Raw genomic sequence first — 24,523 nt, 5'->3', positions numbered from 1 at the left:
GCGTCGACAGCGACGCCGCAGACGACCTGCTCGCCGCGCTCTCCTCGCGGACGGCCCGCCGGGCGCTGACGGAACTCCACGAGGAACCCGCGACGCCCGCCCGACTCGCTGAACGCGTCGACACCAGCCTCCAGAACGTCCAGTACCACCTCGGGAAGCTGGAGGACGCCGGCCTCGTCGAGGTCGCCGACACCGTCTACTCGGAGAAGGGCCGCGAGATGAAAGTGTACGCGCCGGCCGACCGCGCACTCGTCGTCGTCGCCGGCCGCGAGGAGGAGACGACCGGCTTGAAGGCGACGCTGAAGCGCCTCCTCGGGAGCGTCGGCGTCCTCGGAATCGCCAGCCTGCTGGTCGACCGGCTGCTGTCCCCCGGCGGGTTCTGGCCGTTCGCCGCGGGCGGCGGAGCGTCCGGCGGGAGCGACGGCGATGCCGCGCCGACCGATGGGTTGGGCGACGAATCGGCCGGTGGGTCCGGGGGCGAGTCGGCCGACGGCGGGAGTGCGGGCGGTGTCGACACCGGCGCCGACCTGTCGGAGACGACGGGGACGCGGACGACTGGAGCGCAGACGACCGCCGCCGACGGCGCGGACGGCGCGGGGACGACGGCCGAGTCGACGGCGACCTCGGCGGAGACGGCGACGACCGCCGCCGACGGGGCGCAGACGACGGAGGCCGCGGAGGCGACGCGGACCGCCACGGAGACGGCCGCGACGACCGCCGTCGACACTACCAGCGGCGCCGCGGCCGACACGACCGCGTCCGGCGCGGCCGACACGACCGCCGCGGAGACGACCACGACCGCGGTCCGGACGGCCGCCGAGGCGGCCTCGGGCGGCGCGACGGAGCCGACGACCGTCGTCTCGACGCTCGCCACCTCCCCCGGCCTGCTCTTCTTCCTCGGCGGGCTGACGGCGCTCCTGCTCGTCGTGCTGCTGGCGCGGCGGTAGAGTAAAACGGCTCTTTGAGCTTAGCGAGGGTATTTGACACGTCACCGGCTATGTACAACTGCGACCGTCCCGCTTCGGCCCTCCACCCGGTCGGGACGCCCCGACCACCCACGTTTCGACGCGAACTCCCGACGTGACAGTTCGGTTCGACGCCATCCGGAGCGCTCGCGACTGCCCTCCCTGGGGCGGTGGCCGCGACCGCTCCTCGGGTGCCGACACGCCGGTGCGGCCCATCGCCGCGTTCCTCGTGCCTTCGACGCCTTGAGTTACCCACGTCTTCGGCGCTCTCGGCGTCCTCCGTCGCTCCCGCCCGAGCGACGGCCCCGTCTCACTCCCCTCCGACGCGGAAGCTCTCGAGCGTCTCGCCGTTCGGCGCGACGAGTCGGCCGTCGAGAACCGTCCCCGGCCCGTCCTCCTCGACCGTCAACTCCGCGTGTGCCGCCCGGTACCCCCGCGGCTCGGCGTGGCTCCCGGGGTTGAACAGCAGGGGCGCACTGGAGTCGTCGACCTCGGGACGGTGGCTGTGGCCGAAGACCACGGCGTCGGCGTCGCGTTCGCGCCCGAGCAGGGAGAGGGCGGTCCGGCTCCGCCCGTCGCCGTGGACGACGGCGAAGCGGAACCCCTCGTACTCGACGGTCGCGACGGCCGGGAGCCGTTCTCTGATTCCCGCGTCGTCGTTGTTGCCGTAGACGGCGCGGAGCGCCGAGGCGGCGTCTTCGAAGGCGTCGAGCACCGGTTCGCGCATGAAGTCGCCGGCGTGGACGACCAGGTCGGCCTCGCGCACCGCCTCGAGGGTGCGCCCGCGCAGGCGACTACCGTCCGTGCTGTGCGTGTCCGAGAGGACGACGAGCATGGTCGCCCTACGGGGTGGGGGTACTGAAACGTGGCGTCGTGAGCGTGGATGCCGCCGGTCGTCGACGCGGGGCACGCCGGCGTGGCGGAAGGACTAACCGGGGGCCGGGTATCGCTTCGGGCATGGCAGGTAGTACGTCGGTCGTCATGGCCGCCCTCGTCGCCAACGGCGCCATCGCGGTGATGAAGTTCTTCGGCTTCCTGCTCACCGGGAGCCCCTCCATGCTGTCGGAGACGTACCACTCCATCTCGGACACCGGGAACCAGGTGTTCCTCCTCATCGGCATCCGCTACAGCACGCGCGAACCGGACCGCGAACACCCCTTCGGGTACGGCAAGGCGCAGTTCTTCTACAGCTTCCTCGTGAGCGTGCTCCTCTTCGGTATCGCCGGGTGGGAGTCGCTCAAACACGGCTACGACAAGATAATGCACCCCGGCCACGGCGCCGAAGCCGGCGGCGTCATCGACTTCTTCGGCATCGTCTCGTTCGACCCCGCGACGTTCCCCGTGAACCCGCTGTGGGTGAACGTCACCGTGCTCCTCGGCGCCATCGCCTTCGAGACGTACGCGCTCGCGAAGGCCAACGCCGAGCTTCGTCGACAGATGAGCGAGTACGGCTGGGGCGACCTGCCCGAGGCGTTCAGACAGACCAGCGACGTGACGACGCTGACGGCGTTCACCGAGGACGCCATCGCCCTGGGCGGCGCCGCCATCGCGCTCGTCGGCATCCTGCTCGCCGAGTTCACCGGGAACGAGATATACGACGCCATCGCCGCGACCGTCATCGGCCTCCTGCTGATGGGCTTCGCCCTCGCGCTCGCGTGGCAGAACAAGCGCCTCCTGCTCGGCGAGAGCCTCCCCTCCGACGTGGAGGGGCGTCTGCGAGGGGCGATTCGGAACCACACGGGCGTCGCCCACGTCGACGGGTTCCGGACGATGTTCATCGGGGCGAACCAAGTGCTCGTCGCCGCCGACGTGAGCTTCGACTCGGAGCTCGACACGGGCGATTTGAACGCCGACATCGACCAGATAGAGCGGAAACTCGAGGAGGTCGACAGCCGGGTGAAGATGGTGTACATCGAACCGGAGGTGTGAGTGTTCGGGGTTCGTTAGTTCGGAGTCGGTGTTCCTGTCTCGGAGCCGGTCGACGACTCCGTGGCTCAGCAAAGTTCTCGTGCTCTGTGAGTTGCTCACCGAGCGAGGCTCGGTGACATCTCACGGAGCTCCGCTTTCCGCAGACCACCAGGCTCTGCACAGTACGACCCTCACGCCTCCCCCCGCCAGACGGCCGATACGGAGGTCGGTCGTGGTCCACCGAAGGATTCGCCCCACTCACGGGAACGACGGGGCGGCTATCGGCGCGCGCCGACACGACCTCCGTGTCACGGCGCGTTCGTGCGAGGTCTTCGCGAACGCGGTGAGCGAAGGCTTGGAAGGCGAGCAAAGCGAGTCTTCCAGTGGATGAGCGAGCGGCGCGAGGCGCGACCGAAGGGAGGGCCTCGGAAGGGCGAGCGGCGAAGCCGCGAGCCAGCGAGCGAATCGGTCGGGGAGGGTGTGGCGGTGTTGTCAGGTGGGGCTTTCGAGAGACCGTTCTTTCGTCGCGGCTCGTGCTGACTCAGGTTCCGGAGACGGAGCGTGCTTCCGTTTGAAGTAGCGATACAGCACAAGCTGTGAGTGCCGCTCTAATCCCACTCGAAAAATCCCTCAGCTCTGACATCGCAATTCTTAATCGTATCGAGGTGCTGTAAATTGAACTACAGAACATGTCCCCAGCAAAGAGTCCTCGCGGGCAGGAGATGACCGCTGACGAGTTCGATAGAAGGCTTACCGAACTCATCCGGGAGGCCAAGGAGAAAGGCGTCGATGTGGAGGGCGGGTGGGACGTTGAGACCGGTTCAAACTCCGGGTACTCCGTAGAAATCTTCCCGGTCGTGACCGAGTGAGCACTGAACTCGCAGCACGTCTCCGGAGCCGAACCACACGGTCATCGACCGAAATCAAGTACCGCTCCACCAGCGTGGTCCGGAGTGACTCGACTCCGGGAAACAGAGCGTAAGTCCGTCATCCGAGTTCGGAAGCGACTCCAACGAGCGTCTTCCCACCGCGCCACGCGAGAAACAGGCCGAGGCCGAAAGACACCATCGGATAGATAGCGGCTCCTGCGGCAAACCGGAAAGAGACGAATGGTCGGTACGGCGCTGTCGGGTCGGCCAGTAGCCAGCACCCGATTCCGACGGAGAGCAGGCCCGGAACGATCTGTTTCTTCATGAAAGGAATAGTGCTAACGCGACCACACTACCGGTCTGTAATAAGCTTTCAGTTGGTACCCGTCGGGAGAGTCGCGGTACCGCTCCACGAAATACGCTACAAGAAAGGGAGCCAGGAAGACACCCCGTACCGAACCCCGAACCCTTCGAACCGAAAGCCGATTCCGAAACCCGTATCCCCCACCCACATGAGGAACCGGTATGGACCCGCGAATCAGGGAACACGCAGAGATTCTCGCCGACCACTGCACGGAGATGGAGGAGGGCGACAACGTCGTCATCCAGATGTCCCCCGAAGCCGAGGACCTCGCCGTCGCGCTCCACGAAATCGCCGGCGACCGCGGCGCCAACCCGGTGTGGCTCACCTACTCCGACCGCGCCGACCGCGCCTACATGCGTGCCCGCGCGGACGACGACAACGAGTTCGAGACGCCCGAACACAAGCTCTCCTTCTACGAGGACACCGACGTGTTCATCATCGCCCGCGGCGGGGCCAACGCCACCGAGAAGGGCGACGTGCCCCCCGAGACGACGGCGGCACACCGCCGCGCGATGAACCCCGTCCTCAAAGAACGGCTCTCGAAGCGCTGGAACCTCACGCAGTTCCCGACGCCGGCCCACGCTCAGCTCGCGGGCATGAGCACCGAGGCCTACGAGACGTTCGTCTGGGACGCCGTCAACAAGGACTGGGACGCCCAGCACGAGTTCCAGAGCCACATGGTCGACATCGTGAACGACGCCGACGAGATTCGCATCGTCAGCGGCGAGGAGACCGACCTCACGATGTCCGTCGCGGGCAACGAGGCCATCAACGACTGGGGGAAGAACAACATGCCCGCCGGCGAGGTGTTCACCGCGCCCGTCAAGGACAGCGTCGAGGGCGAGGTGTACTTCGACATGCCGCTGTACCGCCACGGGAAGGAGATAGAGGGCGTCCGCCTCCGCTTCGAGAACGGACGCGTCGAGTCCTACAGCGCCGAGCGCAACGAGGACGCCCTGGGCGGCATCCTCGACACCGACGACGGATCGCGCTACCTCGGCGAACTCGGCATCGGGATGAACCGCGACATCGACGAGTTCACGTACAACATGCTGTTCGACGAGAAGATGGGCGACACCGTCCACATGGCCGTCGGGAGCGCCTACCCCGACACCGTGGGCGAGGAGAACGAGGTCAACGAGTCCGCCGAGCACGTGGACATGATCGTCGACATGAGCGAGGACTCCCGCATCGAGGCCGACGGCGAAGTCGTCCAGCGAAACGGGAAGTTCGTCTTCGAGGACGGCTTCGAGTAAGTCGGCGGCTGTCTGCGGTTTTTGCTCCGCCGTCGGAGCAGGCTCCGACGAGCCTCACCTCGCTTCGCTCGGTGAGACAGCTTTTCGAGGGAGCGAGCGGAGCGAGCGACCGACGAAAAGGTGGGAGTGACGAGTTCGAGTAAGTTCGTCCGACGGCTCGTGGGCTGTCAGACAGAGTGCCCCTTCTGCGAAGCGTTTTATCACGCCCGTCACAGGATTCGGTATGGACGACCGCATCCACCGCCACGCCGAGATTCTCGTCGACCAGTGTACGGAGGTCGGCCCGGAGGACAACGTCATCGTCAGGGCCTCGCCGGCGGCCGAGGACCTCGTCGTCGCCCTCTACCGGAAGTTAGGCGAAATCGGCGCCCGGCCGACGACACACTGGGGCAACGCCCGCGCCGGCCGGGAGTACGCCCGCGCCATGGACGAGGAGCAGTACCGGACGGCGGAGCACGAACTCGCCGAGATGGAGGAGACGGACGTAGTCATCATGATCGGCGGCTCTCTGAATCTCTCGGAGTCGAGTGACGTGGACCCGGCGATGAGCGCGGCCGCGTCGAAGGCCCACGAACCCGTCTTCAAGGAGCGTCTGGAGAAGCGGTGGGTCATCACCCAGCACCCCGCGACGGGGAGCGCCCAGAAGGCCGAGATGCCGACGGACGCCTACGCCGAGTTCGTCTGGAACGCCGTCGACAAGGACTGGGAGGCCCAGCGCGAGTTCCAACAGGGGATGGTCGACATCCTCGACGAGGGCGAGGAGGTGCGAATCGTCAGCGGCGACACGACCGACGTGACGATGTCCGTCGAGGGGATGGTGGGGTGTAACGACTGGGGGACCGCAAACATGCCCGCCGGCGAGGTGTTCACCGCCCCCGTCCCCGACAGCGTCGAGGGCGAGGTGCTGTTCGACAAACCCCTGATGCGCAACGGTCGGGAGATTACGGACGTGTTCCTCCGCTTCGAGAGCGGCGAAGTCGTCGACTACGACGCCGCGGGCCACGTCGACGTGCTCGAGTCCGTCCTCGACACCGACGCGGGCGCCCGCCGACTCGGCGAGTTGGGCATCGGGATGAACCGCGACATCGACCGATTTACCTACAACATGCTGTTCGACGAGAAGATGGGCGACACCGTCCACCTGGCGCTCGGCGACGCCATCGACGAGTGTGTCCCCGAGGGCGTCGAGGCCAACGAGTCCGCTCAGCACGTGGATATGATAGTGGACATGAGCGAGGATTCCCGCATCGAGGTGGACGGCGAAGTCGTCCAGCGCGACGGCACGTTCCGGTTCGAGGACGGGTTCGAGTAGTCCGCCGCGGTTTCGGGCGGTCGCGGGGTACCCGCCTCGTCGCCGATTCGGGGAATCGAGAGGACTGGTCGAACCCCACAGTAGCCACTCAAAAAAGAATACATTCTTGTTAATAAACTAGTCGTTTATCCGGGCACTCGCGGCGATGCCGGCGCCCGGAGTTCGCCCGGCCTTACTCGTCGATGTCGAGTTCGAACTGCTGGTTCTCGACGACGGCGTTGAGGACGACGCTGGTGTTGGACTCGCGGATGTCGGTGTCGGTGAGGAGGGACTTGATCTGCCGGTTCATCCCGTCGGTGTCCTTGAACTTGCCGACGGCGATGACGTCGTAGTCGCCGGTGACCTCGTACACCGATATCATCTGCTTCTCCTCTTTGAGGCGCTCGGTGATGTCGGGGAGTTTGCTCCCTTCGACTTTGAGTTGGAGGATGGCGGTCACGTCGTAGCCGAGTGCGTCGTAGTTGACGACGGGGGTGTACCCCTCGACGACGCCCTCCTCCTCGAGGTCGCGCAGGTGGTTCGAGACGGTCGTGACCGAGACGTCGAGTTCTTCGGCGAGGCTGCGGAGGCTCGCACGACCGTCACCGAGCAGTGCGTTGATGAGTTTCGCGTCGAGGTTTTCGTACGTCATTACACCCACCAACTCGCCGGGGGGTTTAGAATTTTACGAACATCCAGTTTTGTTCTGGCGAGGATAGAGATTGCACGCTCCGGTAGAGTCTTAATGATGGGTGTCGACGGCTTGGCCGTACACAGTATGACGGACGAAACTGCGGCGGCGGACGGCGGTCTGGGCGCGAAGGAACAGGCAGTGGTCGACGAGATCGAGGAGAAGGACATCGACTTCCTCCGACTCCAGTTCACCGACATCCTCGGCACCGTCAAGAACGTCTCCGTGCCGGCGACGCAAGCCGAGAAGGCCTTCCAGGAGGGAATCTACTTCGACGGCTCGAGTATCGAGGGGTTCGTCCGCATCCAGGAGTCGGACATGCGCCTCAAGCCCGACCCCGATACGTTCGCGATTCTGCCGTGGCGCGACGGCCGCTCCGCGCGTCTCATCTGTGACGTGTTCGACACCAGCACGGGCGAGCCGTTCGCCGGCGACCCGCGCTACGTGCTGAAAGACGCGCTCGACCGCGCCCAGGAGATGGGCTACGAGGTCAACGTCGCCCCCGAACCGGAGTTCTTCCTCTTCGAGGAGGACGAGGACGGCCGCGCGACGACGAAGACCAACGACGCCGGCGGCTACTTCGACCTCGCGCCGAAGGACCTCGCGAGCGACGTCCGCCGCGACATCATCTACGGCCTCGAGCAGATGGGCTTCGAAATCGAAGCCAGCCACCACGAGGTCGCCCAGGGCCAGCACGAGATCAACTTCGAGTACGACGACGCGCTCACGACGGCCGACAACGTCGGGACGTTCCGCACCGTCGTCCGCGCCATCGCCGCCCAGCACGACCTGCACGCGACGTTCATGCCGAAACCCATCGCGCGCATCAACGGCTCCGGGATGCACACCCACATCTCGCTGTTCACCGAGGACGGCGAGAACGCGTTCCACGACGAGGACGACGAGTTCAACCTCTCGGGGACGGCTCACTCCTTCCTCGCGGGCATCCTCGAGCACGCGCCCGCCATCACCGCCGTCTCGAACCCGACGGTGAACTCCTACAAGCGTCTCGTCCCCGGCTACGAGGCACCCGTCTACGTCGCGTGGTCCGACCGCAACCGCTCGGCGCTCATCCGCAAGCCGGCGGCGCGCGTCCCGGCCGCCAGCCGCGTCGAAGCCCGCTTCCCCGACCCGTCGTGTAACCCGTACCTGGCCTGCGCCGCGCTCATCCACGCCGGCCTCGAGGGTATCGAGAAGGGGCTCGAAGCGCCCGACCCGGTCCGGGAGAACATCTACGAGTTCGACGAGGAGAAGCGCGAGGAGTACGGCATCGAGACGCTCCCGTCGAACCTCGGCGAGGCGCTCGAGGCGCTCGAGGAGGACGAGGTCATCCAGGACGCCCTCGGCGAGCACATCTACGAGAAGTTCGTCGAGGCGAAGACCCAGGAGTACGACGAGTTCCGCGTCGACGTCTCCCAGTGGGAGCTCGACCGGTACCTCGAGACGTTCTGAGCTTCTGAGCGCGTCTCGACGCACCTGCGACCCCCGAACCGACTCGCTACGACCCGACGGACCTTCTTTCGGTGACCCGCGCCGCCAGCGACGGCGCCCCGATAGTGACGCCCGCCGCGAGCGCCGTCGCCACGACCGTGACGGAGAGCGGCGGCGACAGCGCGTACGTGACGATCCACAGCGGTGCGACGACGGCGCCGGCGAGCAGCGACCCGCGGAGCCCCAACTCCGCGGAGGGGCGCACCAGATACCAGACCACGCCGCCGCCGACGGCGGCGCCGAGCCACTGTCCCGAGGCCCAGACGGCGCCCTGCGGGTCGAACGCGGTGACGACGACGGCCGCGACGCCGACGACGGCCGCGACGCCGAACGCTCGGAGCGGCCGGTCGTCGGCGACCAGGGCGACCGCCCCGAGGAAGGCGACGCCGGCGAAGACGCCGGCGACGACGTCCACGAGGAAGTGGACGCCGAGGACGAGCCGCGAGAGCACGATGAGGCCGACGCCGACCGCCGCGGCGACCCACCGGGTCCGAGCGGTACCCACCGCGAGCCGGTAGGCCAGCGCCCCGAACACGATGGTCGTGCCGAGGGCGTGGCCGCTCGGGAAGGCGTACCCCGAGCCGGTCGTGAGTTCGAGGAAGAGCCCGCCGAGGAGGTCCGGGAACCACGTCGGCGGAGTCGCCTCGGCCGCCCCCGGCGGTCGCGGGAGCGCGAACAGATGCTTGAGGAGGTCGACAAAGGCGAGTCCGCCGAACGTCATCGCCAGGACGAACGCCCCGTCCGACGGCGACTCGATCAGTGAGCGCGAACTCCCGAGCATGTAGACCGCAGTGGCGACGAGCACGAGGAACCACGGGTCGCCGAACTGGGTCACGACACCGAAGGTGAGGCCGACGACGCCGGGGACGGTCGCGAAGGAGAATCCGAGTCCGCGGCTCTCCGGAAAGAGGAGGAACGTCGCGGCGGCGACGAGGACGAACACGCCGAACGTGACGGCGACGATGCGGCGTGGGGTCCAGCGCGACCGGCCGTCGGTCACCGTTGCGAGCGGGACGAAGAGGACGGCGAACAGCGCGAGGTGCGCCACCTCCGGCGTCGACCCGCCGAGCAGACTCACGAGCGGCAGCGATGCCTCCATACACCTCGCGATAGCACGCGGACGCCGAAAAACGAACTGGCTGTCGACGGGGACACGGCAGCCGAGAGAACAGTGTCGGCAGGCGGGGCGTCAGTCCCGACGGTTCCGCACCGCGCGGACCGCCTTCGCCGGAGCGCCGGTGACGTTCAGCACCGTCCCGAACATGACGAACAGCACGTAGAGGCCGAGCGTCGAGAGGAAGATGACGAGCATGGCGCTGAAGGCGACCCAGCCGGAGAACTCGGAGAACGCGCCGAGCGTGAGGACGACCCCGTAGAGGAGCACGAGGTACGGGCCCCAGCCGCGGGCCTTGCTGCGGCGGACCTTCGAGCGGACGTACTTCTTGAGTTCGCGTTCGAGCTCGGGCTTCTGGACCGTGCGCTCGTCCACGTTCTCCTCGAACGCCGCGAGGTCGGCCTGCAGCTCGGCGATACGCTCCTCGAGTTCGTTGATGTCGGCCGCGCCGTGGGGTTCGACGTCCCGGCGCCCGCGGTCCTCGTCCGGGCCCGCGCCCGCCGCGGCGGCGGCCGACCCCTCCTGGGTCTCGTCGCTCATCTGTCCTGTACCGACTCGTCGGGCGGGTCCGTGTTGTACTTGCTGGTCCGTCCCCCCGTCACCGGAGACGTACCCGCCGAGCACCGCGTTGATGACGGCGCCGGTCAGCAGCAGAATCCCCGAGAAGTAGAACCACGTCAGCAGGATGAGGATGGCGCCGACGGCGGCCGCCGCGGCGTTCTCCCCGCCGGCGCTCGACCCGGCGTAGACCCCGAAGACGGTGCCGAGGACGGTCCAGCCGATAGCCGCGAAGAGGGTCCCCGGTAGCGCCTCGCGCGGGGAGAGTCCCGAATCGGGGAGGACGTAGTAGAAGGGAAAGAACGCGACCGTGAGCGTCAACAGGAGAATCAGCGGACTCAGCAGGCCGGCGAACGGGAGGTCGACGAGCGCGATGACGGCCGTGACCACGCTGATGCCGACGATGCCGAGGCCGATGGCGCCGAGGACGGTGACCCCGTCCTTCACCTGTTCGAGGATGCCGCCCGGGTCGGAGCCGTACACCCGGGAGAACGCCACGTCGACGCCGCGGAATATCTTCAGCGCCCCCCAGAGCGTCAGCGCGAGACTCACGACACCGAGTCCCCCGCGGGCCGCCGCCGTCTCCGGCCCGAGCGCGCCGAGGACGAGGTCCTGGGCGGCCTCGGGGAGGTTGGCCTGCGCGAACTCGATGATCTGCTGCTGGAGCGGGTCGCCGCCGATGGCGAGGGCGACGACGGTCGCGAGCACCAACAACGGGATGAGTGAGACGAAGGCGTAGTAGGAGATACTCGCCGCCATGAACGTCACGTCGCGCTCCTGGATGGTCGAGACGACCTGCTTCGTGAGGCCGACGGGGCCACCGAACCCGCCGAGGCCGCCTGACCCGCCAGAGCCACCTGACCCGTCGGAACTGCCGGACTGCTGGGGCGAAACGGTAGACACGAATCCTCAATCGGTCACAGGTTACAAGAAACCGACGGGCAGGGCCGGGAGTCGGGTCGGCTGGGGAGTCGGGGAGCGACCGAGCCTCAGTCCGGGTCGGGCGCCGCCGCCTCGCGAACCGCCGCGACAGAGGCCGGCGTCTTGAACGCCGTCCCGGAGTAGTGCGCGCGGGAGGCCTCGTACCCGGCGTCGCGGAGGTCGGCGATGAACTCGTCCATCCCGTTGGCGGGGACGTTCCAGACCTTACAGAGGCGGTGCTGGTCGTAGTGCGTCGGCGTGTCCAGTTCGTCGGCGACGGTGTCGAGCAGGCGTCGGGCGTGGGCGGCCTTCCCCATATCGTCGGTGACTGCCTCGTGGACGTTCCGGGCGAACTCGGGGTCGGCGACCGGGCCGAGCCACAGCGGCCCGGCGGTGAGATACCGGGTGCTTCCGCAGTGGGGGCAGGCCCCGTCGTCGGGGGGGTTCGCGAGCCGCCCGAACTCGCCCTCGCGTTCAAGACAGTCCTCGCAGTGGTAGACGTGGCCGAGGTTCTCCAGGGCGGCGTCGGCGCGGGTCGCACGGTCGTCGATTTCGAGGTAGGTGCGGGCGTAGTGGCGGGTGACGTGCGAGAGGATGGGGACGGCGGCCTTGTCCCGTCGGGCGGCGGTCCGGACGAGCGCAGATATCAGCACGCGCAGGCCCATCTCCGGGTGGTAGTCGGTGTTTCTGGGCACCGCGTCGTACTTGCGGACGCCGCTCTCGAAGTGGGCACCACACAGCGGGGCGGTGTCGGTCGCGGTGACACAGACGAGGTCGCGGGCGCCGGCGAACGCCGCGTCGGCGAACGGCATCGGCGTGCCGAACGGGTCGATATCGACCACGTCGAAGTAGTCCTCGTGCATGAGGGCGTTCGCGTCCCGCTGTACGGCCCGACCGTGGTCGGTGAGGTCGTTGCGCGCGAAGTTCGACTCGGCGAGCGCGACGGCGTCGGCGTCGATATCGGCGCAGGTAGCGTCGTACCCCTCGGCGGCGGCGCGCACGCCCCGGACTCCGGAGGCCGCCATCGCGTCGAGGTAGGTCTCGGCGCGGGGCTCACGCTCCCGGTACGCCCGCAGGGTCGCGACCGTGAGGTCGCGGTTCAACTCCATCGTCGGGTTGAAGAACACCCCCTCGCCGCTCCCCTCCCCGGCGCCGTCGCGGGCCTCCGGCACCTCGACCGTGACCCCGCCCTCGGTGATATCCATGCGTCGTTCTGCAGCGCCCCCGGCGAAAAGTCGCCCGGTCTCCGGTCCGGTCGGGCCGTCGGGTGCCGGACGCGACCCTGCAACTATCGAACCTGTTTTGACGACCCCCTCGAAACCACGGGTCGTGTCCGACGGGCCAGTCGACGCCGGCGACCGTGAGGGGAGCGGCGACGCCGGAGGTGGCGGGGAAGCCGACGACGTCGACGAAGCTGACGGCGTGAGCGGTGCCGACGGCGTCAGCGACGAGAAAGCGGACGGCGGCGACGCCACCGACGACGGCGGTGGTAGCGACGACGGCGGACGCGACACCAGTGCCGGCGGCGCCGCCGGGACCGTCCCCGACGGCGACGACTGGCGCGCGACGCTCGCCGCGGCCGGGCGACTCACGCCCGACGCGGTCTCGGCCATCGTCGACGAACACGGCGACCGGGGGTTGCAGGCCATCGACGCCGTCTCCGAGAGCCGAGTGAAACAGTATCGGGACTTCACCGTCGTCGTCGGCTTCTCGGACGAGTACGTCGTCGAGGACGGCGGCTGTACCTGCAAGGACCGGGCGTACAACCTCGACCGCGAGAACCCCGACGCACGCTGTTGGCACTCCATCGCGGTGGAGGTGGCGACGGCGCTCGACCGGGTCGACCACCACGACATGTGGTACTCGGACGTACGGGAGTTCCTGTAGCCGTCGCCGGCGCGGAGGGCGTCGGGTCGGGGGCGCCGGGTCAGCGGTCTGTCGTCGTGCGCGCGCTCGGCGTGCGACGCGCCGTCGTCCGTACGCGCCGCGTCGACCGTGGCGACGCCCGGAACGCAAGCGTTTAGACGCCACCCCGGATAATCGGTCGTATGCCAGAGTGTCCGCTGGCGGACGACTGCCCGAGCTACTCGGAGGTCATCGACGGGATGGGGTGTCAACACTTCGCCGACCGCGGGGGCGCGGAGTGGTGTCAGCACTACAACATGCCCATCAGCGACCTGAAACAGCAGCCGGTCAAGCCCGGCGAGGAGATAATCGTCGAGGTGACCGACATCCACGAGAGCGGCGCCGGCGTCGGCCGGACCGACGACGGGTTCATCGTCCTCGTCGACGGGATTCTCCCCGACGCCCGCGCGAAGGTCCGCATCGACCGGGTGAAGAACAACCACGCGACCGCCAACCCCATCGAGCGCCTGCCGATGGACCCCGACGAGGAGGAGACGGGGGACGGCCCCGGAGACGGCGCCGGCGCCGACGACTCCGAGAAGAAGAGCGGGAAGGGGCCGAACCGACCCACCGCGCTGGGGAGTCGCGACAACTTCTGGGGCGGCGCGTAGGCGCCCTCCGGAGCCGCCGCGTCCGGCCACGAAGAGCGGACACTCTACGCATCGCCGGACGCCCCCTTTTTACTCGCTCGTCGGCAACGGTCGCTATGGACGAGCTTCCGGACCCCGAGGACCTCCTCGAGCGTGCCGGCTTCGACCCCGAGACGAACGTGCTCACCCGCAGACAGGCCGAGGTGCTCGCGCTCCGCGAACACGGGGTCCGCCAGTCCGTCATCGCCGACGTGCTGGGCACCTCCCGGGCGAACGTCTCCAGCGTCGAATCGAGCGCCCGTGACAACGTGGCGAAGGCCCGCGAGACCGTCGCGTTCAGCGAGGCGCTCGCCGCCCCCGTCCGCGTCGAGGTCGACGCCGGCACCGACCTCTACGACGTGCCGAGCCTCGTCTACGACGCCTGCGACGCCGCCGGCGTGAAGGTCAACCACACCGCCCCGGACCTCATGAAACTCGTCAGCGACGCCGCCGGCGACGCCGTCCACGGTCGCGAGGTCCGCGACCCGCTGCTCGTGGGCGTGACGAGCGACGGGAGCGTCCGCGTCCGCCGGTCAGGTTGAACCGCCGGTCGGGCCGGGCTGTCGGGCGGGTCGGACCGTCGAGCGGGCCGGGCCGGGCCGTGGAGCCGCCGACGGGGGGCGACGCTCCCCGACCGGTCGAAACTCCGTTATCCCTGGAGCGGCGCGCCTCCGACGGGCATGGAAAACCGCGAGGAACTAGCCGAGCGGCTACAGGCGGAGATTCCCGAGGGACTCCGGGCGGTGGTCTCCTACGAGACCACGACCGACGTGTTTCAGGACTCGGGTCAGTACCAGCTGTTGTATCTGGAATCGGACACCGAGGAGACGAACAGCCGGGAGACGGACGCGGAGGCGGTGATGGCCTCGACCGGGATGGAGTCGCTCGGGCGCACGATTCGGGAACACCGCGACGGTCACGAGGAACTCGTCTCGGTGGTGAAGACCTTCGCCGAGGTGACCGAGGTGTACTTCTTCCTCGGCGAGGGCGAAGGCGTCGCGCTGGCGCTCGACCCGGACGTCTTCATCTCCGGGTCGCCGTTGATGGACGCCTGCCTCGACGTGCTCGACCTCGACTGACCGAGCCGAAACTGGCGGCGTCCTCGGAACCTCGGAGCCTCGGGACCTCGGGGCGCTTAACTGTCGGCGACCGGCGGTCGAAGGTAGACGGTGTTCGGTCGGGAACCCACTGGGAACCCCGTCAGTGGTTATTACCGTTCGTCGCCTACTGGTCACGTGTACCGCGTGTTGCTCCCCGTCGACGGGAACGTCGACCGCGCCCTCGAACAGGCGTCGTTCGTCGCCGCGCTCCCGGTCGACCCGGCCGACCTCTCCGTGACCGTCGTCCACGCCCTCACGGAGGAGGGCGACCAGCAGGGCGAACTCAGGCAGGTGGGGAACGTCCGGTCGGTCCGCCGGGCCGTCGAAGCGCTCCGGGAAGCGGGATTCGACCCGGAGGTGGACGAGATCGGCGAGCCGCCGGCCGAGACGATCCGGGAGACGGCGGAGGCGCTCGCCGCCGACCTCGTCGTGATGGGCGCCGGAAAGCGCAGCGCCGCCCGCGAGGCGATGTTCGGGAGCGTCTCCCGGCGGGTGATTCGGGGGACCGACCGACCCGTGACGGTCGTCGGTCCGGCGGTGGAGTAGTCCGCGGACGAAGCGGACGGCGGGGTACCTCGCCGCCTCGGGCGACCTGTTTTCCCCTGTGGCGGGGCGATGTGGACCTCGGACCCGACGACGAGACGAACGTGATGACGGCGGTGCCTTCTCCGACCGGACGGACGTGACCGACCCCGACGAGGCGGTGGCGCTGGTCGAGGCGGCCGTGGCCGAGTCCGGCGGGGTCACACTCCAGTCGACGGCGGGCGGCTCAACTCCTCGGCGCGGGACGAGGCGGGACCGACGGGGTTCGCTTCCGCTCTCCGACCGACCAGTCGCCTCGGGTCGATTACCAGCGGAAAGCGACCGAGTTCGGTCTCACCTGGTGTGTGCGCCGGAACCGGGATACCGGGAGAAACTGTGGCCCTGATGACTGTTCGTCGCCATCTAGCACGTGCCATGCAACCGGTAGCTATGCAACTCGAGATTCCCGCCTTCCTGGAGGCAACCGTCGCCGAGATGGTCGCGTTCGTCCCGAACCTCGTCGGTGCACTGCTCGTCCTGCTCATCGGCTGGGCGGTCGGCCGCGGCGTGAAGGCCGTCGTGACCCGAGTCGTCGACCGTGTGAACGTCGACCGGGCGATGCTGAAGACGCCGCTCGGGACGGTGCTCGGTGGGACGGAGAAGGCCGTCTCGAACACGTTCGGCACCATCGCAGCGTACTTCGTCTACGCGCTGGCGTTGCTCGCCGCCGCCGACGTGCTCGACGTCCCCATCCTCTCCGAGTGGCTCGCGACCGCCGTCTCGTACCTCCCGGCGTTCGTCGCCGGCCTGCTCGTCATCGTGCTCGGGTTCGTCGTCGCCGACTTCGTCGGTGACGCCATCGAGCGCACCCGTGCGGCGACGGAGACCGCCTACACGTCGGCGTTCGCTACCGGTGTCCGCGTGTTCCTCTACTTCACCGTCCTCGTCATCGGCCTCGACACGATGGGCGTCGACGTGACGCTCCTCAACACGATGGTACAGGCGCTCGCCTGGGGGCTGGCGGCCGCCGTCGCCATCGGCGTCGGCGTCGCCCTCGGCTGGGGTGGGAAGGACTACGTCCACGACAACATCGAGGGCTGGATGGGTCGCGCCTCTGCGGCCGGACCGCGCTCGCGTGACGACACGGAGCCTGCGGCGCCGTTGGACGACTGAGCGCAACGACGGCTGCCGGGTTATCGGCAGCCGTCTCGCTGACGCGGTTGGTGTGGACGACTGAGCGCAACGACGACCAGCGGCTTGTCGCTGGTCGCATCGCTGACGCGGCGGTGCGACCGGTCCCCTCGAACGGTCACCACCTCGACCCCCTCAGAACCGTCCCCCTTCTTTCAACGCCGCCACGACCTCTCGGACGCGCTGGGCCTCGTCTTTCGGGACGACGAGCACGCGGTCGTCCCACGCGACGACACAGAGCCCCTCGACGCCGACCAGCGAGACGTGCGTGTCGTCGCTCGCGACCACGTTGTCGGCTGCGTCGACCGTCAACCCCTCGCCGAGGACGGCGTTTCCGGCTTCGTCGTCGCCGAGCACCCGCTCCAAGGCGTCCCACGAGCCGAGGTCGTCCCACCGGAAGGAGACCGGGACGACGGCGGCGTTCTCGGCGCGTTCCATCACCGCGTAGTCGACGCTCACTTCCTCGACTTCGTCGAAGCCGCGCTCCGTGTCCCCCCAGTCGAGGGCGTGGACCAGCGAGCGAAGCGGCGAGTCGCGGGCGGCCTCGAGGAACGACTCCGCCGTCCACGCGAAGATACCGGCGTTCCACAGGTGGCCGGCGTCGACGTACTCGGCCGCCGTCTCGGGGTCGGGCTTCTCGTGGAACGCCGCGAGGTCGTGGTATCCCTCTCGGTCGTCGCCGGGTTCGATGTAGCCGTACCCGGGGTCGGGGCGCGTGGGTTCGACGCCGAAGGCGACGAGGGCGCCGGTGTCGGCCGCGACGCGGGCGCCCGTCAGCATCGCCTCCGAGAACCGGCCGTTCTCGACGCCCCCGGCGCCGGCGTCGTCGGTCTCGGGTCGGTCCGCGACGTGGTGGTCCGCCGGGAGGACGACGACGACGGGGTCGGCGCCGTCGTCTCCGTCCTCGGCATAGCGCTCGGCGATTCGATGCGTGGCGTACGAAAGCGCCGGCCCGGTGTCCTTGGCGGCGGGTTCGACCAGCACCTCGGCGTCGGGGGCGTGGTTCTCGATTTCGTCTGCGAACGCCCGGCGGGTGCTGACGACGACCTCGTCCGCGAAGTCGGCGCGAGCGACCGTCCGGGAGAGGAGCGAGCGGTCGTCCGCGTCTCCGAGCGAGAGGAACTGTTTCGGGCGGTGCGAGCGACTCGCCGGGTAGAGCCGAGTACCGGTGCCGCCGGCGAGCACGAGCGCGACGACGGGGCGGTCGAGCGTGTCGTTCATAGGGGCCGTCCGTGGCCCACCGTCTCGAAGCTTCCGGGGCGGGGGCCGGGCTTGGATGTCGGCGAGACTCTCCCCAAAGGTTCGACGGGCGTCGAACCACAGATTCGTCACGAGCGGGCCGATTCGGCCGATGCCGACACGTTTAATCGGAATCCGCGGGCACGATTACGTGGTATGACGAAAGTTAGCGTGGTCGGCGCGGCTGGCACCGTCGGCGCCGCCGCAGGCTACAACATCGCGCTTCGGGACATCTGTGACGAACTCGTCTTCGTGGACATCCCGGACCAGGAGGACGTGACCGTCGGGCAGGCCGCCGACACGAACCACGGCGTCGCCTACGACTCGAACACCGAGGTGTACCAGGGCACCTACGAGGACACCGCGGGCTCCGACGTGGTCGTCATCACGGCCGGCATCCCGCGCCAGCCGGGGCAGTCCCGATTGGACCTCGCCGGCGACAACGCACCCATCATGGAGGACATCGGCTCGTCGCTCGCCGAGCACAACGACGACTTCGTCTCCATCACCACGTCGAACCCGGTGGACCTGCTGAACCGGCACCTGTACGAGGCCGGCGACCGGAGCAGGGAGAAGGTCATCGGCTTCGGCGGGCGCCTCGACTCCGCGCGCTTCCGCTACGTGCTCTCACAGCGCTTCGACGTGCCCGTGAAGAACGTCGAAGCCACGATTCTGGGCGAGCACGGCGACGCGCAGGTCCCCGTGTTCTCGAAGGTGCGCGTCGACGGCACCGACCCCGAGTTCGACGAGAACGAGCGCGAGGAGATTCTCGGCGAACTGCAGGCGTCCGCGATGGACGTCATCGAGCGCAAGGGCGCGACCCAGTGGGGGCCGGCGACGGGCGTCGCCCACATGACCGAGGCCGTCCTCCGCGACACGGGCGCCGTCCTCCCCGGCTCCATCAAGCTGGAGGGCGAGTTCGGTCACGAGGACGTCGCGCTCGGCGTCCCCGTGAAGCTCGGCTCGAACGGCGTCGAGGAGGTCGTCGAGTGGGACCTCGACGAGAACGAGCAGGGACTGCTCGAAGACGCCGCCGAGAAGCTCCGCGACCAGTACGACCAGCTGGAGTAAGGCCCTCGACTGCGGCGTTCGACCCCCGGCACCACCCCGTGTTTTTCTGCAGTCGCCCACGTACGCCCCGGTATGTCCCCCTCCGAGCCACATAGTAGCGCCGGGAGCGGGAGCGTCGGCACCGTCGAGCGGCGGCGCGTCGGCGTCTTTCTCCTCGTCGCCTTCGGGGTCGCGTGGCTGACCGCCCTCCTCATCTACGCGACCGGTGGACTGACCGCGAGTCCCGAAGTCGTCGCCGGCACCGGCCTCACGCTCTCGGCCGTCCTGCTGCCGACCGCGTACATGTTCGCCCCGGCGGTCGGCAACGTCGCCGCCCGCCTGTTCACCGGCGAGGGACGGTCCGACCTCCGGCTCCGACCGAACCTCCGCGGAAACCTCCGGACGTACGCGCTGGCGTGGTGGGGGCCCGCCGTCCTGACCGTCGTCGGCGCCGGTGTCTACTTCCTCCTCTTCCCCGGTCGCTTCGACCCGACGCTGTCGACGCTCGCAGCCGCGCTGGAGACGGCGGCCGGCGTCGCGGTCGACCCGTGGCTCGTCGTCGCGGTGCAGGTGGGTCTCGCGCTCACCCTCGCACCGCTGCTCAACGCACTCTTCGCCTTCGGTGAGGAGTTCGGCTGGCGAGCGTACCTCCTACCGAAGCTTCGGCCCCTCGGGACGATTCGCGCGACGCTGCTCGTCGGCGTCGTCTGGGGGGTCTGGCACTGGCCGCTGATCGCCATGGGGTACAACTACGGGTTCGACTACCCCGGCGCGCCGGCCGTCGGGATGCTCGCCATGTGTTGGTTCACCGTCACGGCCGGCACCTTCCTCGCGTGGGTGACGCTCCGCGCCGACAGCGTCTGGCCCGCCGCGCTGGGTCACGGGGCCATCAACGCCGTCGCCGCCGTCGGCCTCCTGTTCGTCGCCGGCCCGCCGGACCTCCTCCTCGGACCGACCGCGCTCGGCCTCGTCGGGAGCCTCCCGTGGGCCGTCCTCGCCGGGTGGCTGCTGGTTCGGACGTCGGTGTTCGGCGAGTGAAGCGTCGACCCCGGCCCCCGGCGAGGAACGCCCGCTCGTCGCACACCGACTTCGACGACTCGGCTCTTGGACCCGCGCCGCGTGTCCAGCGGTAGGTCTCCGGCGCCCGGGGTCGACGTTTCCACACGCGCGAAGGATTGAAACGAGCCGGAACGGAATAGTAGTACCATCATGGTCCGTATCGGCGACCTAACAATCCTCGTGCCGGTCGACGTCTCGGAGGCGGAGCCGCCCGTCCTCGACGTTCTCGACCACCTCGGCGCCGTCGAGGTGGTCCTCCTCGGGTACTTTCCGGTCCCGGACCAGGCCGAGCCGGCACTGCTCAGGGACCAGTACGGCCCCGGGGCCGCGGACCGGCTGGACGCGGTCGCCGACGAACACGGCGGGCCCGTCGAGGTGTTGGTGTTCACGCACGACCGCGAGTCGACCATCGACCGCATCGCGGACGAGTACGACTGCGACGCGGTGCTGACGGCCGGCCGTTCGACGGTCGTCGACCGCGTCCTCGTCCCGCTTCGCGGGGACCTGAACCTCGACCGGATACTCGCGGTCGTCGCCGACCTGCTGCTGGCCGGCGACGAGACTGCCACCCTGTTCCACTCGGTCGCGGAGGACGCCGACCCGAGCCAGGGGGAACTCCTCCTCATGGGCGCCGTGGACCGCCTGGTCGAGCACGGCGTCGACCGGGAACGGGTCGACTGGCGGCTTTCGGAGAGCGGTGACCCGCGGACCGACATCGTCGAACTCGGAGCGGAGTACGACCTCGTCGTCCTCGGCGAGACCGAACCCTCCCTCCGCGAGCGCATCATGGGGGACGTCCTCTCGGATATCGTCGACGCCCTCGAAGTTCCGGCACTCGTCGTGAGGGACGTCGAGTGACCCCACGCGCGACGGGAACGGGGAGGGTGCGATGAGCGCCGAAGGCGGCGAACTCGAGCGGACGCTCGGCTTTCTCGAGGCGATGACGCTCGGCGGGGGGACGATGATAGGGGCGGGAATATTCATCCTTCCGGGCATCGCCGCCCAGACCGCCGGTCCCGCGAGTTCCATCGCCTACGCCATCGCCGGCTTCGTCGCGCTGCTCGCGGCGCTCTCGCTCTCCGAGTTGGCGACCGGGATGCCAATCGCGGGCGGAAGCTACCACTACGTCAATCGCGCGCTCGGCGGGCTGTTCGGGGCCGTCGTCGGCTGGGGCATGTGGACGGGGCTGATGTTCGCGAGCGCGTTCTACATGATCGGCTTCGGGCAGTACCTCGTCGAGCCGATTCCGTTCCTGGACGGGCGGGTCTTCATCGTCGGCCTCGGGCTCCTCGGACTGGTCCTGCTCCTCGGGGTCAACTACTACGGCACCGAGGAGTCGAGCGCCTTCCAGAACGTCACCATCGGGGTCGAGACCGCCATCGTCCTCGTCTTCGTCGCCGTCGGGGTGTTCTTCATCGACCCGGAGAACCTCGAACCGTTCGCTCCCTTCGGCCCCGGCGGCGTCGTCGCCACGACCGGCATCGTCTTCATCTCCTTTCTCGGATTCGAGATTATCGCCACCGTCGCAGGGGAAATCAAGAACCCCGGCCGAATCATCCCGCTGTCGATGATTCTCTCGGTGGTGCTGGTGACGATTCTCTACGTCCTCGTCATGCTCGTCAGCACCGGCGTGATTCCGTTCGAGTCGCTCGGTGACTCGCCGATTCCGGTCTCGGACGTGGCGGTCACCTACCTGGGTCCGGCGGGGGTGGTCGCCATCGTCTTCGCCGCCATCATCGCGGCGATATCGAGCTCGAACTCCTCGATACTCGCCGCCTCGCGGGTCATCTACGCCATGGGGAGGGACGGGGTCGTGACCGACTGGTTCAACGTGAGCCACCCTCGGTTCTACACGCCCCACCGGGCCATCGCGGCCACCGGGGGCGTGACGGCGCTGCTGATTCTCGTCGGCCTCGAAGTGGAGGCCATCATCGCACTACTCGCGGAGGCGGCGAGCTTCAGCTTCCTCGTCGCGTACTCGCTCGTCCACGTCTCGCTCGTCGTCTTCCGGCGGACCGACCCGGACGGGTACGACCCCTCCTTCGCACTCCCGCGGCCCGTCTACCCGGCCGTCCCGATACTGGGGGTGGGGCTGTCGCTCGTCGTCGTCTCGCAGATGGCGACGGTCGTCGTCGTCATCGGGACGGGCATCGTCGCCTTCGGGGTCGTCTGGTACGCGGTCTACGCCCGAGGGCGCGTCGTGAGCGAGGGGCTCCTCGCCGAAGCGATTCGTGGGACGCCAGCCGAGCCGTATCGCGTCGTCGTTCCGGTGGCGAACCCGGAGACACAGCGCGGGCTGCTCCGCCTGGCGGCGGCCAGCGCGCACGCCAACGAGGACCGGGGGACCCCCGAACTCGTCGCCGTCAACGTCACGCCGGTCGCACACCCCTCGCCGCTCCAGAACGTCGAGGCCGACCGCGCCGACCACCAGCGCGACCTCCTCGAGAACGCCCGAGACGTGGCGACCGAGATGGACGTCACCCTGCGGACCAGGGCGGTGGTCGCCCGCGACGTCGGCGAGGGGATTCTCGACGTACTCGAAGAGGAGGCGGCCGACGAGGTCATCCTCGGCTGGGACGGGACGCTCGGCCGCGACGACCACGTCTTCGGTGCGACGGTCGACCCGGTCGTCCGGCACGCTCACTGTGACATCTCGCTCGTGGACCTCAGAGACGAGGCCGTCGGGACGCCCGTGGCACTCGTCGCCCCCGGTCCCAACGCGCCGGTCGTCGCACACCAGGCGGTCGAGTTCGCGACCGTCGACGAGGCCGTTCCGACCTTGCTCAACGTCCAGCCTCCCCGTGGGGCGGGCGATTCGGACGCCGAGAATCGAGGACGAGCGGTCGTCGCCGACGTCGCCGAAGCGGCGGGACTCGACCCCGACGAGTACGAGGTCCAGGTCGTCGTCGCCGACGACGTCGGACAGGCGGTCGTCGAGGCCACCAGTCGGTACGACACCGTCTGCGTCGGTCTCTCGGGGCGGGTCGAGGGGCCCCGAATCCCCTTCGGGGACGTCACCGAACGGGTCGTACAGGACGTCCCGAGCAACGTCGCCCTGATACGCGGCTCGTGAGGGGACCCGGCGCTCCCGGTCGCGTCGGATAGGCGGTCAGCCCCCGGTAGCTGACGCAGTTCGGTCACCGGGACGACGCGTGTTCGGTCGAGGGAAGAACACGTCCGGCCCCGACGGTCACCGCGTGGCCCTATCGGTGGCGAGCCGTATCGGCAACGAGCCGTATCGGCGGCGAATCCGTGACGGAGGACCGGAAGAAACCGACCGACACGACCGACACGACCGACTCGGCGTCGGGGTCGGTCGAGCGTGTCCGCTCAGGCGCGCCGTTCGCGAATCTTCTCGCGGCCGGGCGCGACGAGTTCGTCGAGGTACTCCGCCAGCGCGTGCTTGGCGTCCTGCGGGTGGAGTTCGCCCGATTCGAGGTCGTCGGCGAGGGCGTCGTACTCGTCGTACTCCAGGTTGCCGCCGTACTTTTCGGGGCGCTCGACCACGACCTGTTCGAAGCGCGGGAACACGTGGTACTCGAAGATTTGGAGTACCGGGTTCTCGCGGTCGTTGCCCTCGTCGTCCGGTTCGGGGTCGCGGGTCGGCGGGCAGTACGCCGAGTTCACCTTCTCCTCGATATCTTCCGTCGAGTCCTCCATCGAGATGGTGACGCCCGCCGAGGAGGACATCTTCCCGACGCCGGAGCCGAGGTCGGCGATGAGCGGCGTGTGGAGGCAGGTCGGGGCGTCCTCGTCGATGCTCGGGAGGGTGTCCCGGGCGAGCATGTGTACCTTGCGCTGTTCCATCCCGCCCAGCGCGAGGTCCACGTCGAGGTAGACGATGTCGAGTGCCTGCATCAGGGGGTAGACGGCCTGTGAGACCCGCACCGTGTCGCCGCTCTTGATATCGGACATGGCGCGCTCGGCCCGCGAGAGCGAGGTGTTGAGTTCGAGGGCGTGCAGGTCGAGAATGTACTGCCGGTCGAACTCGAACTCCGAGCCGAGGACGAACTCGGTCCGCTCCTCGTCCAGCCCGTAGGCGACGAACTGCTCCTTCATGCGCTCGGCGGTGTCGGCTATCTCCTCGAACGTGCCTTTGTCGTTGAGGTAGGCGTGCACGTCCGCGAGGAGGACGGTCACCTCGAAGCCGGCCTCCTGGAGGTCGATGAGTTTCGTCGCCGTCAGCATGTGGCCGATGTGGAGGACGCCGGAGGGCTCGTAGCCGCAGTACACGCGCTTCCCCTCGGGGTCGTCGGCTAGCTCGCGTACTTCCTCCTCGGTGACCACCTCGGAGACGTTCCGGGTGATGCGGTCGTAGGCGTCCATGGGTTCTATCTCGCCGGTGGCGGCGATGCGGCATAGGGCTTCTGGATGTGTGGTGGTGGGTGTGGTGGTGTGCC

Annotated in this window: 23 protein-coding genes; 16 read left to right on the top strand and 7 right to left on the bottom strand. The window is 68.6% G+C overall.

Annotated features, from left to right (window positions below; genetic code table 11):
• A partial coding sequence (locus tag N5095_RS05885) for an ArsR/SmtB family transcription factor (protein ID WP_267621813.1) occupies positions 1 to 947 on the top strand: 947 nt, incomplete at its 5' end.
• Between the two features lie 328 nt (positions 948 to 1,275).
• Here the strand turns inward: N5095_RS05885 and N5095_RS05880 are convergent.
• Positions 1,276 to 1,800: a metallophosphoesterase gene (locus N5095_RS05880; RefSeq protein WP_267621812.1), complete on the bottom strand. Its 525-nt coding sequence runs from the start codon at positions 1,798 to 1,800 to the stop codon at positions 1,276 to 1,278.
• 122 nt (positions 1,801 to 1,922) lie between these two features.
• Here N5095_RS05880 and N5095_RS05875 point away from each other — a divergent pair, with 122 nt between their 5' ends.
• From N5095_RS05875 to N5095_RS05860, 4 genes are all read left to right on the top strand, one after another.
• Complete coding sequence (locus N5095_RS05875; RefSeq protein WP_267621811.1) at positions 1,923 to 2,894, top strand: cation diffusion facilitator family transporter; 972 nt, start codon at positions 1,923 to 1,925, stop codon at positions 2,892 to 2,894.
• Positions 2,895 to 3,595: 701 nt separating this feature from the next.
• A complete protein-coding gene (locus tag N5095_RS05870; protein ID WP_267621810.1) occupies positions 3,596 to 3,742 on the top strand; it encodes a hypothetical protein in 147 nt (48 codons plus the stop codon).
• A 525-nt stretch (positions 3,743 to 4,267) separates the two neighbouring features.
• Complete coding sequence (locus N5095_RS05865; protein WP_267621809.1) at positions 4,268 to 5,362, top strand: aminopeptidase; 1,095 nt, start codon at positions 4,268 to 4,270, stop codon at positions 5,360 to 5,362.
• 223 nt (positions 5,363 to 5,585) lie between these two features.
• A complete protein-coding gene (locus tag N5095_RS05860) occupies positions 5,586 to 6,674 on the top strand; it encodes an aminopeptidase (RefSeq protein ID WP_267621808.1) in 1,089 nt (362 codons plus the stop codon).
• Between the two features lie 172 nt (positions 6,675 to 6,846).
• Here the strand turns inward: N5095_RS05860 and lrp are convergent, their stop codons facing one another.
• Positions 6,847 to 7,317: an HTH-type transcriptional regulator Lrp gene (lrp, locus tag N5095_RS05855; RefSeq protein ID WP_465260822.1), complete on the bottom strand. Its 471-nt coding sequence runs from the start codon at positions 7,315 to 7,317 to the stop codon at positions 6,847 to 6,849.
• Between the two features lie 114 nt (positions 7,318 to 7,431).
• Here lrp and glnA point away from each other — a divergent pair, with 114 nt between their 5' ends.
• A complete protein-coding gene (gene glnA / locus N5095_RS05850) occupies positions 7,432 to 8,796 on the top strand; it encodes a type I glutamate--ammonia ligase (protein ID WP_267621806.1) in 1,365 nt (454 codons plus the stop codon).
• Between the two features lie 46 nt (positions 8,797 to 8,842).
• On the opposite strand, the gene N5095_RS05845 is transcribed toward glnA, so the two are convergent.
• From N5095_RS05845 to N5095_RS05835, 3 genes are all read right to left on the bottom strand, one after another.
• A complete protein-coding gene (locus N5095_RS05845) occupies positions 8,843 to 9,934 on the bottom strand; it encodes a phosphatase PAP2 family protein (protein WP_267621805.1) in 1,092 nt (363 codons plus the stop codon).
• A 90-nt stretch (positions 9,935 to 10,024) separates the two neighbouring features.
• Positions 10,025 to 11,410: a YhjD/YihY/BrkB family envelope integrity protein gene (locus N5095_RS05840; protein WP_267621804.1), complete on the bottom strand. Its 1,386-nt coding sequence runs from the start codon at positions 11,408 to 11,410 to the stop codon at positions 10,025 to 10,027.
• An 86-nt stretch (positions 11,411 to 11,496) separates the two neighbouring features.
• Positions 11,497 to 12,633 (bottom strand): tRNA (guanine(26)-N(2))-dimethyltransferase, encoded by a 1,137-nt coding sequence (locus tag N5095_RS05835; RefSeq protein ID WP_267621803.1) that lies wholly within the window; start codon positions 12,631 to 12,633, stop codon positions 11,497 to 11,499.
• Between the two features lie 217 nt (positions 12,634 to 12,850).
• On the opposite strand from N5095_RS05835, the gene N5095_RS22200 reads away from it, so the two are divergent.
• The 6 genes from N5095_RS22200 (at position 12,851) to N5095_RS05805 (ending at position 16,757) form a co-directional block, all read left to right on the top strand.
• Positions 12,851 to 13,315 (top strand): hypothetical protein, encoded by a 465-nt coding sequence (locus tag N5095_RS22200; protein ID WP_390203032.1) that lies wholly within the window; start codon positions 12,851 to 12,853, stop codon positions 13,313 to 13,315.
• Between the two features lie 161 nt (positions 13,316 to 13,476).
• On the top strand, positions 13,477 to 13,944 hold the full coding sequence (locus tag N5095_RS05825) for a TRAM domain-containing protein (protein ID WP_267621801.1): 468 nt from the start codon (positions 13,477 to 13,479) through the stop codon (positions 13,942 to 13,944).
• Positions 13,945 to 13,994: 50 nt separating this feature from the next.
• Positions 13,995 to 14,504, top strand: a complete 510-nt coding sequence (locus tag N5095_RS05820; protein WP_267623007.1) for a Tfx family DNA-binding protein — start codon at positions 13,995 to 13,997, stop codon at positions 14,502 to 14,504.
• Between the two features lie 138 nt (positions 14,505 to 14,642).
• Positions 14,643 to 15,041 carry a DUF7522 family protein gene (locus tag N5095_RS05815; protein WP_267621800.1) on the top strand — a complete coding sequence of 133 codons (399 nt, stop codon included), beginning with the start codon at positions 14,643 to 14,645 and terminating at the stop codon, positions 15,039 to 15,041.
• Positions 15,042 to 15,197: 156 nt separating this feature from the next.
• Positions 15,198 to 15,608 carry a universal stress protein gene (locus tag N5095_RS05810; protein ID WP_267621799.1) on the top strand — a complete coding sequence of 137 codons (411 nt, stop codon included), beginning with the start codon at positions 15,198 to 15,200 and terminating at the stop codon, positions 15,606 to 15,608.
• Positions 15,609 to 16,019: 411 nt separating this feature from the next.
• The gene (locus N5095_RS05805; RefSeq protein ID WP_267621798.1) at positions 16,020 to 16,757 is read left to right on the top strand and encodes a mechanosensitive ion channel family protein; all 738 of its coding nucleotides are present in this window, start codon (positions 16,020 to 16,022) and stop codon (positions 16,755 to 16,757) included.
• A 153-nt stretch (positions 16,758 to 16,910) separates the two neighbouring features.
• Here the strand turns inward: N5095_RS05805 and N5095_RS05800 are convergent, their stop codons facing one another.
• The gene (locus N5095_RS05800) at positions 16,911 to 17,996 is read right to left on the bottom strand and encodes a mannose-1-phosphate guanylyltransferase (RefSeq protein WP_267621797.1); all 1,086 of its coding nucleotides are present in this window, start codon (positions 17,994 to 17,996) and stop codon (positions 16,911 to 16,913) included.
• Positions 17,997 to 18,170: 174 nt separating this feature from the next.
• Here N5095_RS05800 and mdh point away from each other — a divergent pair, with 174 nt between their 5' ends.
• The 4 genes from mdh (at position 18,171) to N5095_RS05780 (ending at position 23,196) form a co-directional block, all read left to right on the top strand.
• Positions 18,171 to 19,085, top strand: a complete 915-nt coding sequence (gene mdh, locus N5095_RS05795; RefSeq protein ID WP_267621796.1) for a malate dehydrogenase — start codon at positions 18,171 to 18,173, stop codon at positions 19,083 to 19,085.
• Positions 19,086 to 19,157: 72 nt separating this feature from the next.
• The gene (locus tag N5095_RS05790) at positions 19,158 to 20,102 is read left to right on the top strand and encodes a CPBP family intramembrane glutamic endopeptidase (RefSeq protein ID WP_267621795.1); all 945 of its coding nucleotides are present in this window, start codon (positions 19,158 to 19,160) and stop codon (positions 20,100 to 20,102) included.
• A 171-nt stretch (positions 20,103 to 20,273) separates the two neighbouring features.
• Positions 20,274 to 20,981: a universal stress protein gene (locus N5095_RS05785; protein WP_267621794.1), complete on the top strand. Its 708-nt coding sequence runs from the start codon at positions 20,274 to 20,276 to the stop codon at positions 20,979 to 20,981.
• A gap of 31 nt (positions 20,982 to 21,012) precedes the next feature.
• On the top strand, positions 21,013 to 23,196 hold the full coding sequence (locus N5095_RS05780; RefSeq protein ID WP_267621793.1) for an amino acid permease: 2,184 nt from the start codon (positions 21,013 to 21,015) through the stop codon (positions 23,194 to 23,196).
• A gap of 257 nt (positions 23,197 to 23,453) precedes the next feature.
• Here N5095_RS05780 and N5095_RS05775 read toward each other — a convergent pair whose 3' ends face one another.
• Positions 23,454 to 24,449 carry a tyrosine--tRNA ligase gene (locus tag N5095_RS05775; protein WP_267621792.1) on the bottom strand — a complete coding sequence of 332 codons (996 nt, stop codon included), beginning with the start codon at positions 24,447 to 24,449 and terminating at the stop codon, positions 23,454 to 23,456.
• Positions 24,450 to 24,523 lie beyond the last annotated feature (74 nt).

This window comes from Halobium salinum (assembly GCF_026586625.1).
Taxonomy (GTDB): Archaea; Halobacteriota; Halobacteria; order Halobacteriales; family Haloferacaceae; genus Halobium; species Halobium salinum.
Note: the sequence above shows the minus strand (reverse complement) of the source record. Positions and strands in the feature narration are given on the sequence as shown.